The following is a 15,354-nucleotide window of genomic DNA, read 5'->3' as shown; positions in this document are numbered from 1 at the left end:
GTAGCGAATTTATTGATTATCAGTAGTTACACTTTTGGGGATGCAATCAGGGGATTTTAAAATGCCTTTAAATGAAACTTGGCTTATATGAAAATTACTTGCTCAATTCGGTGAAATAGTGATAAAACTGCGGAATGGTTTCAATCCCTTTTAAATAGTTCCAAATCCCAAAATGTTCGTTGGGCGAGTGGATGGCATCGCTGTCCAATCCAAAGCCCATTAATATGGTTTTGCTTTTCAGTTCCTTTTCAAACAATGCTACAATTGGAATACTTCCGCCACTTCGCTGCGGAATTGGGGTTTTTCCAAAAGTTTCTTCGTACGCTTTTTCAGCGGCTTTATAGCCCAAACTGTCAATCGGCGTAACATACGCCTGCCCGCCATGATGCGGTTTTACTTTTACGCGCACGCCTTCCGGAGCAATGCTCTCAAAATGTTTAGTAAATAGTTCCGTAATCTTTTTCCAATCTTGGTTTGGTACCAAACGCATACTAATTTTTGCAAAAGCTTTACTTGCAATTACCGTTTTGGCTCCTTCGCCTATGTAGCCGCCCCAAATGCCGTTTACGTCCAATGTGGGGCGGATACTATTGCGTTCGTTGGTGGAATATCCCTTTTCGCCATAAACAGCGTCAATGTCCAAAGCTTTCTTATAATTTTCAAGGCTGAAGGGTGCTTCCGCCATTTTCTCGCGTTCTTTTTTGGAAAGTTTTTCCACATCATCATAAAATCCGGGAATGGTAATATGATTGTTTTTATCGTGAAGCGAGGCAATCATTTTTGTTAAAACGTTTATCGGGTTGGCCACTGCACCACCGTACAAACCACTGTGCAGATCACGATTTGGGCCGGTAACTTCCACTTCCACATAACTTAAGCCGCGAAGGCCTGTGGTTATTGACGGTACATCTTTCGCAATCATTCCCGTGTCACTAATCAAGATAACATCGTTGGCCAATTTCTTTTTGTTTTTGCTGACGAACCACCCCAAACTACTACTGCCAACTTCTTCCTCACCTTCAATCATAAATTTTACGTTGCAGGGCAATTGGTCGGTTTTGGTCATATACTCCAAAGCCTTTACGTGCATATACATTTGGCCTTTGTCGTCACAACTTCCACGTGCAAAAATGGCGCCTTCGGGATGCAATTTTGTTTTTTTGATGACCGGCTCAAACGGCGGACTGTCCCACAAATTTAACGGATCTGGCGGTTGCACGTCGTAATGGCCGTAAACCAAAATGGTCGGCAGTTTTTTATCAATTATCTTTTCGCCGTAAACAATAGGGTAACCCGGCGTTTCACAGATTTCCACCGAATCGCATCCCGCTTTTGCAAGTTGCTTTTTTACGGCTTCCGCAGTTTTTAAAACGTCTTTTTTGTAAGCTGAATCGGCGCTGATGGAAGGTATTTTCAACAGTTCGATCAATTCATCCAAAAACCGTTCTTTGTTTTTTTCAATATAAGTTTTAGCACTTTTCATTCTGATATATTATTTTTTCTAAAAGTACTAAAAATGCCGTAATTTGGCAGGTGAACCAACGCTTTCATTTTATGAAAACTGCTTTTTTGAAATTGCCTTTTCACTTTTCGGAAGAAAAACTTCTTAAGGATTTGGAGGTATGTAAAAAGTATGAATTCACTTCACACTTCAACAAAAATGATTATTCCGGAGATTGGACCTCAATCTCGCTGCGTTCCCAAAATGGCGAAATGAACAATATTTTTGCGCTTCCACAAACCGAAAAAAAATATAGAGACACGGAGCTGCTTCAAAAATGTACCTATTTCAAAGCAATTATCGATTCTTTTGAATGCGAAAAGATATCAATCAGACTTTTAAATTTAAAACCTGGCAGCATTATTAAAGAGCACACGGATTATAATTTGGGCTATGAAGATGGGATTTTCAGGATTCACATTCCAATTATTACGAATGAAGGGGTTCATTTTTTTGTCAATCATGAAGAAGTAAAAATGCTTCCCGAAGAATGTTGGTACGGCAATTTCAACTTGCCACACAGCGTTCGCAACGAAGGAAAAACTGATAGAATCCACTTGGTGATGGACTGTTTGCGCAATGATTGGTCTGATAAATTATTTGCGGAAAGTGGCTATAATTTTGAAGCTGAAAACGTCCAACCTGAATATTCCCGAGAAACAAAATTGCAAATGATTGAACAATTGAAATTGATGGATACCGAAATTTCCAGGGAAATGATACTGCAATTACAAAAGGAGTTTTAATGGAACAGGGGAAAGAACGCGACTCGGTTTTGGAACAGATTTTTCAGTTTTTTGATGAAATTTCCATTCAATATAATTTCACCGAAATTGAAACAGAAACCTTTTTGCCCGGTATCCAAATTAAAAATGGCGTCCTGCAAATTGATTTGCAAAAGCTTAAATACCCTGGCGATTTAGTGCACGAAGCGGGACATATTGCGGTAACAAAATCAGAAGAGCGAGAGGTTTTAAACGATAACGTAATTGAAAATAATGCAGAAAAAGCCGGTGAGGAAATGGCAGTGCTGTTATGGTCTTACGCTGCTGCAAAGAATATAGGCTTGGCTCCCGAAATTGTTTTTCACGAGGACGGTTACAAAGGCGAAGCGGAATGGTTGCGGGAACAATTTGTAAGTGAAAACTACATTGGGCTTCCATTGCTGCAATGGATGGGAATGACCGACGTTGAAGGCGGATACCCCTTTCCAAAAATGAAGGTTTGGCTTCGCGAATAAAAAACCTTCAAAAAATTTCAGGATAAGTTGGCAATCATTTGGAAGTATTATTTATATTTGCACTCCTTTTACAATATGTCCTAAGTGTTGTAAAGGATTTTGATGCAGGCGTGGTGGAATTGGTAGACACGCTAGACTTAGGATTTAACCTAAAAAAAAGTGTTAAAATATTTAAAATGCGGATGTGGTGGAACTGGTAGACACGTCAGACTTAGGATCTGATGCCGCGAGGTGTGCAGGTTCGATTCCTGTCATCCGCACAAAAGCCGAAGAGAAATCTTCGGCTTTTTCATTTTAAAAAATGGGATTTTCTTCACGATTTTTGACCTTGGGTACAACATAGGTACAACATTTTACCTTTTTTCAGAACTGAATTGGCTTTAGTACTATATCCATTCATTTGATAACAAATCCTATTTTCTGTATTGAGGATTAATAAATTTTAGGTTATCTCAACCTCTGTTCTTCGTTTGAGGGGTTTATTATCATACAATATACACGCAAGGTAAACTCGTAAAATACTTCCATCAAAAGACTACGGCATAAAGCCAACGCTTCTTCCTTTACTCATTTATTCCGTTTCCTTTTGAGCCAAGATTTTATCTTCCGTTTGGTTTCTGCTCAAATATTGTTTAATCAAAAATTTGAGTATTATGACAACAAAAGCGAGTACCAAAATGAAGCGCAGTAGAGCGAAATCTACTGCCAAGAAAGAAGTAAACGGAAAGAAATCCGAAGTACTTCAAATTCAGAACTTACCATTGGGTAAAATCAAGCCTGACCTTGAACAGCCCAGAAAAACTTTTAATGATGATGCCTTGCAGCAGCTTTCTGAGAGTATCGAAAAGCACGGTGTGTTGCAGCCAATCACGGTAAGGCAACTAAATGGCCATTATATCATCGTGATGGGCGAACGCCGATATCGTGCGAGCAAGCTTGCAGGAAAAAAGACCGTACCCTGTATCGTAAGAACTTATGAGAATAATGATGTTCTGGAAGTTCAAATCATCGAAAACCTGCAAAGACAGGATGTTGAACCGACCGAAGAAGCCGATGCGATTGCTTACCTAAGTGAGAAATATTCACCTACCGAAATTGCGAAGCGATTGGGTAGAACGGATAACTTCATCAGACAGCGTTTGAAACTGGCCGGATTAATTGATGGTTTCAAGCATTTTGTACGCAATGGCGAAATGACCATTTCCTTGGGCGTAGGCGTGGCACTTTTTGAACCGGAAGAGCAACAGATGATGTTGGAAACGATGGGCGAGGATTTTAATGCACATCAGATAAACAGGATGATTAAAGACCAGACTTATGACTTGGAAAAAGCATCCTTTGATGTTACCGATAAAAAATTGGTTCCGAAAGCTGGGTCTTGCGTTGAATGTCCTTTCAACGCGGCAAATCAAGGCAATCTGTTCGGCGATGGTAAAATGGTCTGCACGAAAGCAGCCTGTTTTGAAACGAAGAAAAATAAATCGTTCTTGAACCTGATTGAGAAATCCAAGAAAGAGAACATCTTATTAATTCCTGAAATACGACAGTATTGGGCAGATGACGAAAACAATAAGCTCATTATATCCCAATTGGTAAAGAACGGATTGAAAGTTTATTTACTGGACGATGTTGAAATTTTAGAGAATCCGATTGAGCCAACAATCGATGGCATTAAAATAGAATATCAACATTACGATTATTCTGAAGATGAGTTAAAGGCAGAATTGGATGAAGCAATGCAGACTTATAAAGAAGCATTGGAAAAATTCAATTCAGCAAAAGAAGATGGGTTTAAAAATGGTATTGTGTTCCATCCCGATTCATTCCAGCACAAGGAAATCTTTGTAAAGATTGTTGAAAAATCCAAGAACGATTCTACGGAATATTCGGCGCCATTGGCCAATAGGAAGATGGCAGATTGTACGCCTGAAGAACAAATCGTCAAAATCAACGAAAGGGAAATCCGTAAGAAGCAAATTGAGAACAACAAGCAGTTTGAAGAAGTTGTAGAAATGATTCGTGAGACGAAATACATTGATACAAAGAAGACACTTTCAACAGATGAAATGGTGGCATTCTCAATATCGCTTTTTGAAAATAATGTTGACTATATGAGCCAGCAAAAGTATTTCTCAAAATTCTTGGGCGACACTTCAAAGATGACCAAAGTTGAAATGGTCGAGAATTTCAAGAAGAATTTCAAAAAGGAAATCTTTCACAAGTTGATACGCTATATGCTCACAAAGCAAGTGCATTTTGGCGAAAGCAATCACGTCAACAATTTGACGAACATTTCATTCTACTACGCAATGCAAGGATATTTCAAATCCAAGATTACCAGCATAGAAAAGGAATATGCCGAAAAACGAGACAAGCGTGAGGAACGTTTGAAAGAGCGCATCACGGTTCTTGAAAAGCAAATTCAGGAACTCAACGAGTAGCTTCTGTTGTTTGAAGAAGGGTTGGCATTCGTGCTGGCCCTTTTTCTTTTTTTATGATAGTGCTTTGAAAGATGGGTTCATAAGGAAGGGGTTATCAATCAATAATTAGCGCAAAGGTAAACTCGTAAAATGCACCCATCAAAAGACTACGGCATAAAGCCCACGCAACATCCTACGCTTATTTATTCCGTTTCCTTTTGAGCTGAGATTTTAGCTTCCGTTTGGGTACTGCTCAAATATTGTTTAATCAAAATACATCATTATGAAACGAGTATCTGAAGAACCTAAAATTTCGCTTCAAGAAGCGGAAAAGCATTATGAACAAAGTAGCGAAAGTTACAGCATTGATAGTGGCGAAAGTCACTTGGCTTATTACAGGGATAAGCATCCCAACTATTATCGAGTATTATCAGAAAATGTTTAATCTAAATTCAAAAGCTATGTATTTACAAAATTTGCAACAGGATGAAATCTATGTTCCATCAGAAATGAAATCCTTAAAAAGTCTGACACAGATGGAATCCCGAAGAGGGCTTGAAAATGCTATTATCTCAAATGGCAAAATCGTCAATGTGGTATCGAACAGCTACGGACACATTCCGAATCAACTGTTCTTCAAGAAAGCTGAAGAAATGCTGACCGATGCAGAGCTGAATTTCCACAAACGCACCATCAACAAAAATGACAGGTCATTCATTACGGACTTTATTATCGACGACAAAAGCCAGTTTACCGTCAAGAACGACAAGGACTTGATACTGCCGATGCTTCGGTTTAAAAATTCGTATGACGGAAGTGAAAAGACCTCTGGCCACTTTGGGTTTTATAGAAAAGTGTGCTCAAACGGTCTGCACGTATCACAAGCCGAAATCGAGTTTTCCATAAAACATAGTAAGAACAATACACACCTGATTATGCCGAGATTGAACAACCTATTCGATAAATTTCTGGACAATGAATTTTACACCATTACCAAGAAATTCGACAAGATGAAGGAATTTAAAATCATCGACACACAAGAATTTGTAAAGGCGATTCTCGACAAAACGAAACTATTCCGGTACGAATGTAGCGATAAGAACAGCGACCCGTCGAAAAAATCTCGTGAAGTCATCGAAATATTGAACTATGAAGCCTTGTTGCTCAATGAAGAACCGAATATTTGGTTAGGTTACAATGCATTCAATTCAGTACTTCATAACGTCCTGAAGAAAAGCTTCGGCCAACAAGAGCGGTTAGATAAAAAGCTGTTTGATGAAGTCTATGCTATGGCATAGCATTATGTCAAAGGTTTATCCAGTACCTCAAACTGGATGACTAAATATATAACAAACGGTTACTTCTAATCCACTCAGCACATTCCCCTACATTTCGCGAAAATCTACATTTCGTGAAAAGAGCTTCACTAAAATAGTCTTGGACACAATCCCCAATTTCAGCTTTCCGTTCCGCTAACCCTTCCCGTCCCGATAGCTATCGAGACTGGGAAGGAACACTTCATTCCAGAGCCGAAATTGTGAATTAAGTCCGCTTTTCTAATCGGAAAGCCATCGCTTTGATTTTCTTGACAGGATTTTCGGCGCGGTCTTCTTGAGCCCTCACTCGAAAATCCTTAAAAACCAAACCGCTGTCTTACACATTTTAAGGGGTTTATAATGGATAAAGCCTTTGTTGTTTTTCGGGTCATCGAAAAACAGGCACGACATAACCAATTCTAACTTAAACGCAGTTGCTTATCTCGCTTAACTGTCGGTACGCTCAAACGCAACTGCGTTTAAAAGAATTGCTAATGCCCTTATGGAACTTGTCAAGACTATACAAAGTTTTAGTGAAAAATAAGGTTTCTACTTCCTTGAAAATCCAAGGATTTTTCTACGTCGCAAACACACCTGATTTTACCCTAAAAGTCTTGACAAAACCCACTCTATCCATTGTGCGATGCACAGAAGAAAAGAACAAACACCCCTTAAAATTCAATTAGAACCAAATAGGGGATAATTATTAACCAAGTCTGTAAAAAAAGAACAGGCTTTAAAAACAATGCATTATGAGTACTATTAGAAATCACGTACAGTTAATTGGAAACGTTGGACAAGAGCCAACCATTACGAACCTTGAAAGCGGTAAGAAAGTAGCCCGCTTCTCACTCGCTACAAACGAGTATTACAAAGACAGTAAAGGCGAAAAGCAAACGGACACCAACTGGCATACCGTTGTAGCTTGGGGAAAGACTGCCGAAATTGTAGAGAACTATGTTGATAAAGGTAAAGAAGTAGGAATTACAGGGAAGCTAAAGACCCGAACCTACACTACCGATGATGGCAACCAACGCTATGTAACGGAAGTTGTAGCCGATGAAATCCTATTACTTGGAAGCAAAAACGACAAGTAATCTTCAAAATTAAAGAGGGCGTTCCTCTGGAAAGTTGCGCCCTCTTTTTCATTATCCATTAATTAAAATTAGATAACAATGAAAGCACAAGTTAACGAAATAAAAATAAGCTACAAAGGAGGGTTAAAATCCTCTGAGTGGCAAAAAATAAGTAGTTCACAAGATGCGGCTGAACTGCTCTTTGAGGATTGGGATAAAGATACAATCGCCATACAGGAAACTTTCAAAGTTGTATTGTTGAATAACAGTAACAAAGTGAAAGGTGTCTATCAATTGTCACAAGGCGGAATTACAGGTACACTAATAGACCTTCGGATTTTATTTGCCGTCATTCTAAAATCCTTATCGGTAGCTATAATTCTAACGCATAATCACCCAAGCGGAAAATTGATGCCAAGTGAGGCAGATAAAAACCTTACAAGCAAAATAAAAAAGGCAGCACAATTATTCGATATTACCATTCTGGACCATTTGATATTTGCACCTGATGGGAATTATTATAGCTTTTCTGATAATGGACTTTTATAAATTAGAAAGCTATGATTTATTTGAATTTTACCGATTTGAGCGAGGAAACACAAGAGCGATTACTTGCCAATTCTAAGGAAGATGTAAAGGAAAAATATGGCAAGGATATTATGGATTATGCAACCAAGCATAATACCAATTTGGATAAGATGCTTGATGAAGAAGCACTTCGGAATTTGTATTCGTACAAATACATATTCAACATATAAATTGTATGAAATTAAAAGCAAGCACCTCTAAAATTTAGAGGTGTTTTTGTATGTGATTAACATATAGTAAAGAAAAAAACGTATCTTTATTTCGCTGAAATTCAGCATTCAGAATTACGTAGGGTTATCCACTTTTCGACTTTCGCCGATAACCGTACACATCGAAAAATAACATATCGGAAAATCATTTTCCTTGAAAATGGCAATCGGCTTTTTAGCCGGATTGTATGGATTTTTGTCACGCTTGCGCGTGACGAAAAGGAATAGCAAGAGGGTAACACGCTGCGCGATGTTTCGGATTCCTTTTCGTTTTCAAATAGCTGATAACCAGCAATTTGGATATATCTTAAATTTTTGACAATCAACGATTTGCGACAAACGGGCTGTAAACGCCCATTTTTAGGGAAGATTTTGCGACAAATCGGCGAAATATGGACTCATTTATTGGAATTAGATTTAAAAAGGAAACCGCAAAACGTTTCCAAACTTTCTCACGCACGTACTTCAAATCGCACACCGAGGCGATGTCCACGATGCTCGATTTTTTCTTCTACAACGAAATATCGCCAAAGGAAAAATTAGGACCAACGGGACGTACCATTGAGGCTAAATTACTCAAAAGAATCAATGCGGTTATTGCCATAATGAGAGACGTAGAAAAGACACAGACCAAACCTACGGTGGCGATGATTCAGTCCCTTTTTGAGACCGAAGAGCCAACTAAAAAACCGCTGATTGTAGAAAAGAAATATGCCGAAGAAAAGAAGGAAGTCCGCTTTCGCGAAAAGAAAAACCAAAGCACCCAACTCTAAATATTTGAGCTATGTACATTACAATCACACCTCAAAAATTAGGCAACAATTATTCACAAAGTTCAGCTGATTTTGTAGGCTATTTAGAAAAAGAAAATCAAGGTTTGGAACAGCACGAAATGGAACATTTTTTCAATCAATATGGCGATGAAATTTCCGCTGAAGAAGTGGTCAAAGAAATCGATGGAAATACCGCAAAATTGAAAAAGAAAGAACCCAAGTTTTATTCTATCACGGTCAGTCCTTCAAAATATGAATTGCAAAAACTTCAGAACAATAGCCAAGATTTAAAAACCTATACTCGTGAGCTGATGAAAGATTATGTTGCCAGCTTCAATCGAGAAATTCACGGACGACCCATAACCATAGATGACATAAAATACTTCGCTAAAATTGAACATCAACGAACCTTTAAAGGAACAGATTTTCAAATTAAAGAAAACCAACCTTTTGCTACAAAAATACTTCAGCTGAAAACCGAAATCAGAAACATTCAAGAAGGACGAGCTGAAGGTAATATCAACAAAATGAAAAAGGTAATTGCCAAATTGGAACGCCAAGCACCACATCAACAAAATGGAAAACGAATTGTCCAGGGAATGGCGAAAGATGGAAACCAAAGTCATATCCATATCATCGTGAGCAGAAAGGATGCTTCTAATACGGTCAGTCTTTCGCCTGGAAGTAAACACAAAGCTTCTGAAGTTGAAATGCACGGCAAAAAGGTAAAGCGTGGTTTTGATAGGGATGCCTTTTTCGCCAAAGCGGAAAAAACGTTTGACAAAACTTTTGGCTACAAACGCAACTTTGCCGAGACCTACAAAGCAAAAAAAGATTTTGTAAAGAATCCTAACCTGTATTTCGCCGCCTTGATGAAATTACCAGCCAATGAAAAAGCTTTGGCGTTTAAAATGATAACCAAAACAGGATTGCCAGTAGCGCCGAGTATTCCAGTTAGTCAAACACAAATTGCACTTCGGGTTTTCAAACGGTTAAGACGTGGAGCAGAAGTGGCCATTAAATCAAGTTCAATAGGAATATAGAGGGTATGCAAATGGACAACCTTATAACGATACTTTCAATTATTGGTTTAGCCAGTACCATTTTCTATGCGATGTTTCGAGTAAGCAAATATGCGTTTTTATTAAATATTATGATACTTGCTTTTTTCCTATTCTATACTTCTGAAGGAAATGAATTAATATCGATATTATTGTATTTGGTTTGTCCTCTTATGCTAATTAATACAGGACTGTATGTTTTTCTTCATAAAACTGAAAACGCACAAAATGGAAATGCTAAATATCAGGTCAGTTTTTCTACGACCAAAGGGAATTTCAAATTGGATAATATCAAAAGAGGCGCGTCCATAATCGGTTCTGCCGGAAGTGGAAAGACAGAAAGTGTGGTGTATGGATTTCTAAAACATTTCCGGAGAGAGCGTTTTTGTGGAATCATTCACGACTACAAAGATTTTGAGCTGACCGAAATGGCGTATCCACTTTTTAAGGATAGCGATATTCCTTTTAAGGTCATTTCCTTTGATAAAATTATTCACAGGGTAAATCCCATAGCACCACGCTATTTAGAGAATGAGGAAAGTGTAAACGAAGTCTCAAGGGTACTAATTGAAAATCTTTTGGAACAAAGGGAAAGCGGAACTACAGGAACAACCAAATTCTTTAACGATGCAGCCGAGGGATTAATTGGTGGATTGATTTGGAAACTGAAAACCGACTATCCTAACTACTGTACGTTGCCACATTTAATAGCGATTTATCAAATGCTCGATACCGATAGTCTTATTCAGTTTTTGGAAACCAACACCACTTCGAGAGCAATGGCAGATGCTTTTATAAGCGGAAAGGATTCGGATAGGCAGACAGCTGGTGTGAAAAGTACCCTGGCTAATGCGCTGAAACGAATTAGTACACAACGAATTTTTATGGCACTATCTGCAGACGAAGTGCCATTGAATATCAATAGTGAGGAAAACCCTGCAATTATTTCCGTGGTCAATAACCCAAAATATGAAACGTCCTATTCGCCCGTCATCGCCACTATTATTCACACCATTACAAAACAAATGAGCTTACGAAATTCTAAACCGTCTTTCTTGCTGATGGAAGAAGCACCAACGATTCGCTTGTTGAATATGCACCGTATTCCGGCAACGCTTAGAAGTTATGATATTGCTACGATTTATGTGATGCAGGATAAAATCCAGAATGATATGATGTATGGTGATAAGGCGAGTAAAGCTATTTTGAGCAATTTGTCTTACCAGTTTTTTGGTAAAGTAAATGACCCAGACACGGCAAAGTACTATGAACGTTTCTTTGAAATCATCAAAGACCCAACTAAAAGCATCAGTCGTGGCCATAATCTCGATTTTGATACTCGCATTACAACCGGGGAAAAGGAAATTCCAAAAATTAGAGCTGGTGTGTTCTTCAGATTGAAACAGGGAGAATTTATCACGTATGCAGATGGGAAGGATAAGAAAGTACATTTTAAACTATCTAACATCATCAGGCAGCTACCGAAGGAATCAAAGCAATTTTCTCAGGCTGATTTAGAAGCTAATTTTGAGCGGGTTTATGAGGAGGTGAAGTCAATTTTTAATTAGCTTAACCTTTTGGTATCCAAAATTCCAAGTCAAAATTTCGAAGTCTTTCGATAAATGCTTTCTGCGAAACCATAATATCTTCTATCTTACTTACGAGTTTTTTGATATACGTAAGTCTAACCAATTTTCCGTGACCAAAAGACCATCTTTTACCATTGGGTTCTTTTTCAAATTTCATTTTGGGATTGATACAATGGATAATGATATCATTGTCCTTAGCTATGGGCTCTGACCATATACCGTGAATGAAAGAGTTGCGTTCTGATTTTATATAACTTACTTCATTTAAAATTTCAGCCAGAATTTTCTTTTCGTAGTCATATTTTACATTTATCGTTTTAATGAGTTTGATATTCGCATCAAGACTATTCTTTTCAAAAAGATAAGCATTGAGAACATCATCATCTGATATAAATGCCCCGAGCATATCTCGGACAAGTACTTCCATTTTGGCAAATCTATCTGAGAGCAGTCCTATATAGAAATAAAATTCTTTTTCGATGTCTTCATATTCTTTGTAACGTTTTGCCATAATTTAAAAACCAGTTTGTTTTAATTAATAATTTTTCTATTGCTTCTAAGTTCCTTTTATTCTTCTTCATCAGACTTGTCGAATTTAATATTACGAATAGATTTGTATGATTTCCAATAATTTTTATCAGTCATTAACCCTGGAATAACGTCGTCATAGCCAAATTCATATGGATACTCTTCAAGGAATTCAGTCCTATATTTAGAGATATGGTCCCCGTAAAACTGTATGATGTTTTTGTGGTTTCTAACAATGTCAAAAATAGATTGAGAAAGCAACTTTGCATAGCGTTCTTCGGACCTGGATTGTTTCGTATGGATAATTTCATTTCTTAGGTTTTCAAGCTCAATAAAAGGCATCCACCAGTCCTCACGAGTTGGGTCAGGAGAATTCAAAATTGGGCGTATCACTTTTTTAAACTTTTCACGTAGTTCAAATTTTCGTTCGATTGCTTCTTTGGAATATATGGTTTTTACACCATTGGCTTCTGTTTGGTATTCCCATCCTGCTGGTATACATATATTAGCAAAAGCTTCCAAGGCTGTATATGCAAATATGACCGCCTGAATAATTATCTCAAAATAGTCGTAATACTCTTTTTGTTTTTCTAAAGAAGGAAAACTACCATGCCATTGTTTATGTCGTGGCAAAATGACTTTTTCGTAAAACTCCATAGCCTGATTCAGGCATCTATCAGCAATATTGGAGTACAATGCTACGTCATTGGGCTGAATAAGCATCGTTTCTAAGTGGTCAAATACTAATACCCAATTGGAATCAAAGATAAATCGATGAGTAAAATTATCCTGATTGAGTATTATGTGGGGTTTTTTGACTCGCCAATCCCTGTCCTTTCTGTAGTCTTTGGTAATTTCTTTACCAACTTCCAATAATGGGTTGAGTACCTTCCAACTACCATCTGTAAAGGTTAAATACTTTTTGTTGTTCTTTCTTGAATATGAAGTTTGTATGGCAGTTTTCAATTCACTTTCTTTTTCTTGATGTAAGTGAGCGATTGTATCAAAGGCAGAAGCCAACATAGTTACATAATCGATTTTCTCTGGTAGAGGATGAAAAAGAAATTTTAAGATGTATGTATTCTCAAGTTCAAAGTGGAGTGAAAATGGCGCCATCTCAATACCATCTATTTGTGACATACTTTTAAAAATTTCTAGAAATGAATCAAATTTTTCTAAAAAGTCGTTATATGCTTCTGATAATGGAGCTACGTGATTTTCTATAAAAGGTATAGATGCGAAGATTTCGAAAAGTGACGAATTGTAAATCCAATCTCTGTCATCTATATCTGGCTCATCTGATGGAACTACATCCACTGAAATTTCAACAGGAGTTTTTTTTGTTTTTAAATTTTCGATCAAGACTTTATCAGTATAAAGTTTGAATTCTTTTCTATCCGTATGAATTAATATATCTTTTTCAATCTTTGGGTAATTCATAAAATGTTGTTTATTTACTACAAAAGTAATATATTTGTCGCAAATAAACAACAAAATGAATTCTAAGAAAACAATTATTCTTCCAAAGTATCAGAAGATTTTTGAAAACATAGGTGAGAATATAAAGCTAGCCAGAAAGAGAAGAAAGCTTACTACCGAGCAAGTTTCAGAACGTGCAGGTATTCATAGAGCCACCCTTTATCGTATTGAAAAAGGCGATCCGGCCGTAGCTATTGGTTTGTACTTTAATGTATTTAGGGTGCTCAATCTTCAAGATGATTTTCTAAAGTTAGCGGTGGATGATGAATTTGGTAGAAAACTGCAAGACCTTGATTTATTATAAATATTATGGCAACAGGAAAATTTGACATATACGTATTTGCAGATTGGGCAGCTTTAGAGAAACCAACCTTGGTAGGCATACTTTCCGCTCACTTTGCTAAAGGGAAAAAAGCATTTAGTTTTGAGTATGACAAGGATTGGTTAAAAACCAATGCACAACGATTGTTAGACCCGGATATAGAGTTTTATTCGGGGCCACAATATCCAGCTAACAAAGAGAATTTCGGTATTTTTTTAGATAGTATGCCAGACACTTGGGGTAAGACCTTAATGAAACGTAGGGCTGCTCAAGATGCTAGAGCAAAGAATGAAAAGGCACCTACACTCTATGAAATAGATTATTTACTTGGGGTTTTTGACGAAAGTAGAATGGGTGCTTTGCGTTTTAAAACTGAACTGCAAGGACCTTTTTTAGATAACGATGCTCAAAGCCCAACACCACCGTGGTCTTCGCTTGGAGAATTACAAGAAGCAGCTAAACAGTTAGAAAGTGATGACCAAAGTGAAGCCGTAAGAAAATGGATTGCTGTATTGATAGCGCCAGGTTCATCATTGGGAGGTGCTAGACCAAAGGCAAATATTTTTGACCTTAAGAAGAATCTTTGGATTGCGAAGTTCCCATCAAAGACAGATACCATTGATAAAGCCGCTTGGGAGTTTTTAGCCTATAGACTAGCAACTGCCGCAGGTATACATATGGCAGATTCTAAAATAGAAAAGATAAGCGGTCAGTACCATACGTTTCTGACCAAAAGATTTGATAGAGAGACTGAAAAACGCATTCACTTTGCTTCAGCTATGACGATGACAGGTAATACAGAGGATATTATAAAAGAGTCTGCGCCAAGTTATCTCGAAATTGTAGAATTCATAGAAAATTATGGTGTGGATGTCGAGGCTAATTTACATCAACTTTGGCGACGTATAGTATTTAATATAGCGATATCTAATACGGATGACCATTTGCGAAATCACGGATTTATATTAACCGAAAAAGGTTGGGTTTTATCGCCTGCTTATGACCTAAACCCCTCGATAGAGAAAGATGGTTTGTCTCTAAATATAGATATGGATGATAACGCTTTAAGTTTTGATTTGGCTAAAAGTGTTGGCGAATATTTTAGATTAAATAATACAGAGATGGAAACTATTTTAAACGAAGTGTTATCCGTAGTGAAGAATTGGAAAACTGTGGCACAAGAAATAGGAATCAAAAATGCAGAAATTGAATTGATGGCTGGAGCCTTCAGGTGGTAAGAGAAGCAAGAAAA

General features: G+C 37.5%; 16 protein-coding genes and 1 tRNA gene. 14 read left to right on the top strand and 3 right to left on the bottom strand.

Going from position 1 to position 15,354, the window contains the following annotated elements:
* Positions 1-94: 94 nt before the first annotated feature.
* Entirely contained in the window at positions 95-1,483 is a 1,389-nt protein-coding gene (locus AC58DT_RS10510) for a dipeptidase (protein WP_497216779.1), read from the bottom strand.
* A gap of 71 nt (positions 1,484-1,554) precedes the next feature.
* Between AC58DT_RS10510 and AC58DT_RS10505 the strand changes: the two genes are divergently transcribed.
* The 12 genes from AC58DT_RS10505 to AC58DT_RS10450 all read left to right on the top strand — a co-directional run bounded on the left by AC58DT_RS10505 (position 1,555) and on the right by AC58DT_RS10450 (position 11,752).
* Positions 1,555-2,247: an aspartyl/asparaginyl beta-hydroxylase domain-containing protein gene (locus AC58DT_RS10505; RefSeq protein ID WP_497216778.1), complete on the top strand. Its 693-nt coding sequence runs from the start codon at positions 1,555-1,557 to the stop codon at positions 2,245-2,247.
* Complete coding sequence (locus AC58DT_RS10500; protein ID WP_497216777.1) at positions 2,247-2,741, top strand: hypothetical protein; 495 nt, start codon at positions 2,247-2,249, stop codon at positions 2,739-2,741. The genes AC58DT_RS10505 and AC58DT_RS10500 overlap by 1 nt, the downstream gene beginning before the upstream one ends.
* Before the next feature lie 178 nt (positions 2,742-2,919).
* Positions 2,920-3,001: transfer RNA gene (locus AC58DT_RS10495), tRNA-Leu, on the top strand.
* A 393-nt stretch (positions 3,002-3,394) separates the two neighbouring features.
* Complete coding sequence (locus AC58DT_RS10490; RefSeq protein WP_497216776.1) at positions 3,395-5,182, top strand: ParB/RepB/Spo0J family partition protein; 1,788 nt, start codon at positions 3,395-3,397, stop codon at positions 5,180-5,182.
* A gap of 262 nt (positions 5,183-5,444) precedes the next feature.
* Positions 5,445-5,606: a hypothetical protein gene (locus tag AC58DT_RS10485; protein WP_497216775.1), complete on the top strand. Its 162-nt coding sequence runs from the start codon at positions 5,445-5,447 to the stop codon at positions 5,604-5,606.
* A 16-nt stretch (positions 5,607-5,622) separates the two neighbouring features.
* Entirely contained in the window at positions 5,623-6,459 is an 837-nt protein-coding gene (locus tag AC58DT_RS10480; protein WP_497216774.1) for a DUF932 domain-containing protein, read from the top strand.
* A gap of 770 nt (positions 6,460-7,229) precedes the next feature.
* The gene (locus AC58DT_RS10475) at positions 7,230-7,574 is read left to right on the top strand and encodes a single-stranded DNA-binding protein (RefSeq protein ID WP_497216773.1); all 345 of its coding nucleotides are present in this window, start codon (positions 7,230-7,232) and stop codon (positions 7,572-7,574) included.
* A 78-nt stretch (positions 7,575-7,652) separates the two neighbouring features.
* The gene (locus AC58DT_RS10470) at positions 7,653-8,102 is read left to right on the top strand and encodes a JAB domain-containing protein (RefSeq protein WP_336091887.1); all 450 of its coding nucleotides are present in this window, start codon (positions 7,653-7,655) and stop codon (positions 8,100-8,102) included.
* Positions 8,103-8,113: 11 nt separating this feature from the next.
* Positions 8,114-8,311, top strand: a complete 198-nt coding sequence (locus tag AC58DT_RS10465; RefSeq protein WP_203295422.1) for a hypothetical protein — start codon at positions 8,114-8,116, stop codon at positions 8,309-8,311.
* Between the two features lie 431 nt (positions 8,312-8,742).
* On the top strand, positions 8,743-9,123 hold the full coding sequence (locus tag AC58DT_RS10460; RefSeq protein WP_497216772.1) for a BfmA/BtgA family mobilization protein: 381 nt from the start codon (positions 8,743-8,745) through the stop codon (positions 9,121-9,123).
* Positions 9,124-9,134: 11 nt separating this feature from the next.
* On the top strand, positions 9,135-10,166 hold the full coding sequence (gene mobB / locus AC58DT_RS10455) for a MobB family relaxase (protein WP_497216771.1): 1,032 nt from the start codon (positions 9,135-9,137) through the stop codon (positions 10,164-10,166).
* 5 nt (positions 10,167-10,171) lie between these two features.
* On the top strand, positions 10,172-11,752 hold the full coding sequence (locus AC58DT_RS10450; RefSeq protein ID WP_497216770.1) for a type IV secretory system conjugative DNA transfer family protein: 1,581 nt from the start codon (positions 10,172-10,174) through the stop codon (positions 11,750-11,752).
* Between the two features lies 1 nt (position 11,753).
* On the opposite strand, the gene AC58DT_RS10445 is transcribed toward AC58DT_RS10450, so the two are convergent.
* Both AC58DT_RS10445 and AC58DT_RS10440 read right to left on the bottom strand, forming a co-directional pair.
* Complete coding sequence (locus AC58DT_RS10445) at positions 11,754-12,284, bottom strand: hypothetical protein (protein WP_497216769.1); 531 nt, start codon at positions 12,282-12,284, stop codon at positions 11,754-11,756.
* 56 nt (positions 12,285-12,340) lie between these two features.
* Positions 12,341-13,741, bottom strand: coding sequence for a hypothetical protein (locus tag AC58DT_RS10440; protein ID WP_497216768.1), 1,401 nt, complete (start codon positions 13,739-13,741; stop codon positions 12,341-12,343).
* Between the two features lie 55 nt (positions 13,742-13,796).
* Here AC58DT_RS10440 and AC58DT_RS10435 point away from each other — a divergent pair, with 55 nt between their 5' ends.
* Both AC58DT_RS10435 and AC58DT_RS10430 read left to right on the top strand, forming a co-directional pair.
* Positions 13,797-14,084: a helix-turn-helix domain-containing protein gene (locus AC58DT_RS10435; protein ID WP_089369776.1), complete on the top strand. Its 288-nt coding sequence runs from the start codon at positions 13,797-13,799 to the stop codon at positions 14,082-14,084.
* Positions 14,085-14,089: 5 nt separating this feature from the next.
* Positions 14,090-15,340: a type II toxin-antitoxin system HipA family toxin gene (locus AC58DT_RS10430; RefSeq protein ID WP_497216766.1), complete on the top strand. Its 1,251-nt coding sequence runs from the start codon at positions 14,090-14,092 to the stop codon at positions 15,338-15,340.
* Positions 15,341-15,354 lie beyond the last annotated feature (14 nt).

Source organism: Aequorivita sp. CRS11, from assembly GCF_059693805.1.
This window is presented reverse-complemented; position numbering and strand designations above follow the sequence as displayed.

Excerpts from the sequence above, each read along its gene's own strand:
- AC58DT_RS10510 (WP_497216779.1), bottom strand. The coding sequence starts at position 1,483 with ATGAAAAGTGCTAAAACTTATATTGAAAAAAACAAAGAACGGTTTTTG.
- AC58DT_RS10505 (WP_497216778.1), top strand. The coding sequence starts at position 1,555 with ATGAAAACTGCTTTTTTGAAATTGCCTTTTCACTTTTCGGAAGAAAAA.
- AC58DT_RS10500 (WP_497216777.1), top strand. The coding sequence starts at position 2,247 with ATGGAACAGGGGAAAGAACGCGACTCGGTTTTGGAACAGATTTTTCAG.
- AC58DT_RS10490 (WP_497216776.1), top strand. The coding sequence starts at position 3,395 with ATGACAACAAAAGCGAGTACCAAAATGAAGCGCAGTAGAGCGAAATCT.
- AC58DT_RS10485 (WP_497216775.1), top strand. The coding sequence starts at position 5,445 with ATGAAACGAGTATCTGAAGAACCTAAAATTTCGCTTCAAGAAGCGGAA.
- AC58DT_RS10480 (WP_497216774.1), top strand. The coding sequence starts at position 5,623 with ATGTATTTACAAAATTTGCAACAGGATGAAATCTATGTTCCATCAGAA.
- AC58DT_RS10475 (WP_497216773.1), top strand. The coding sequence starts at position 7,230 with ATGAGTACTATTAGAAATCACGTACAGTTAATTGGAAACGTTGGACAA.
- AC58DT_RS10470 (WP_336091887.1), top strand. The coding sequence starts at position 7,653 with ATGAAAGCACAAGTTAACGAAATAAAAATAAGCTACAAAGGAGGGTTA.
- AC58DT_RS10465 (WP_203295422.1), top strand. The coding sequence starts at position 8,114 with ATGATTTATTTGAATTTTACCGATTTGAGCGAGGAAACACAAGAGCGA.
- AC58DT_RS10460 (WP_497216772.1), top strand. The coding sequence starts at position 8,743 with ATGGACTCATTTATTGGAATTAGATTTAAAAAGGAAACCGCAAAACGT.
- mobB (WP_497216771.1), top strand. The coding sequence starts at position 9,135 with ATGTACATTACAATCACACCTCAAAAATTAGGCAACAATTATTCACAA.
- AC58DT_RS10450 (WP_497216770.1), top strand. The coding sequence starts at position 10,172 with ATGCAAATGGACAACCTTATAACGATACTTTCAATTATTGGTTTAGCC.
- AC58DT_RS10445 (WP_497216769.1), bottom strand. The coding sequence starts at position 12,284 with ATGGCAAAACGTTACAAAGAATATGAAGACATCGAAAAAGAATTTTAT.
- AC58DT_RS10440 (WP_497216768.1), bottom strand. The coding sequence starts at position 13,741 with ATGAATTACCCAAAGATTGAAAAAGATATATTAATTCATACGGATAGA.
- AC58DT_RS10435 (WP_089369776.1), top strand. The coding sequence starts at position 13,797 with ATGAATTCTAAGAAAACAATTATTCTTCCAAAGTATCAGAAGATTTTT.
- AC58DT_RS10430 (WP_497216766.1), top strand. The coding sequence starts at position 14,090 with ATGGCAACAGGAAAATTTGACATATACGTATTTGCAGATTGGGCAGCT.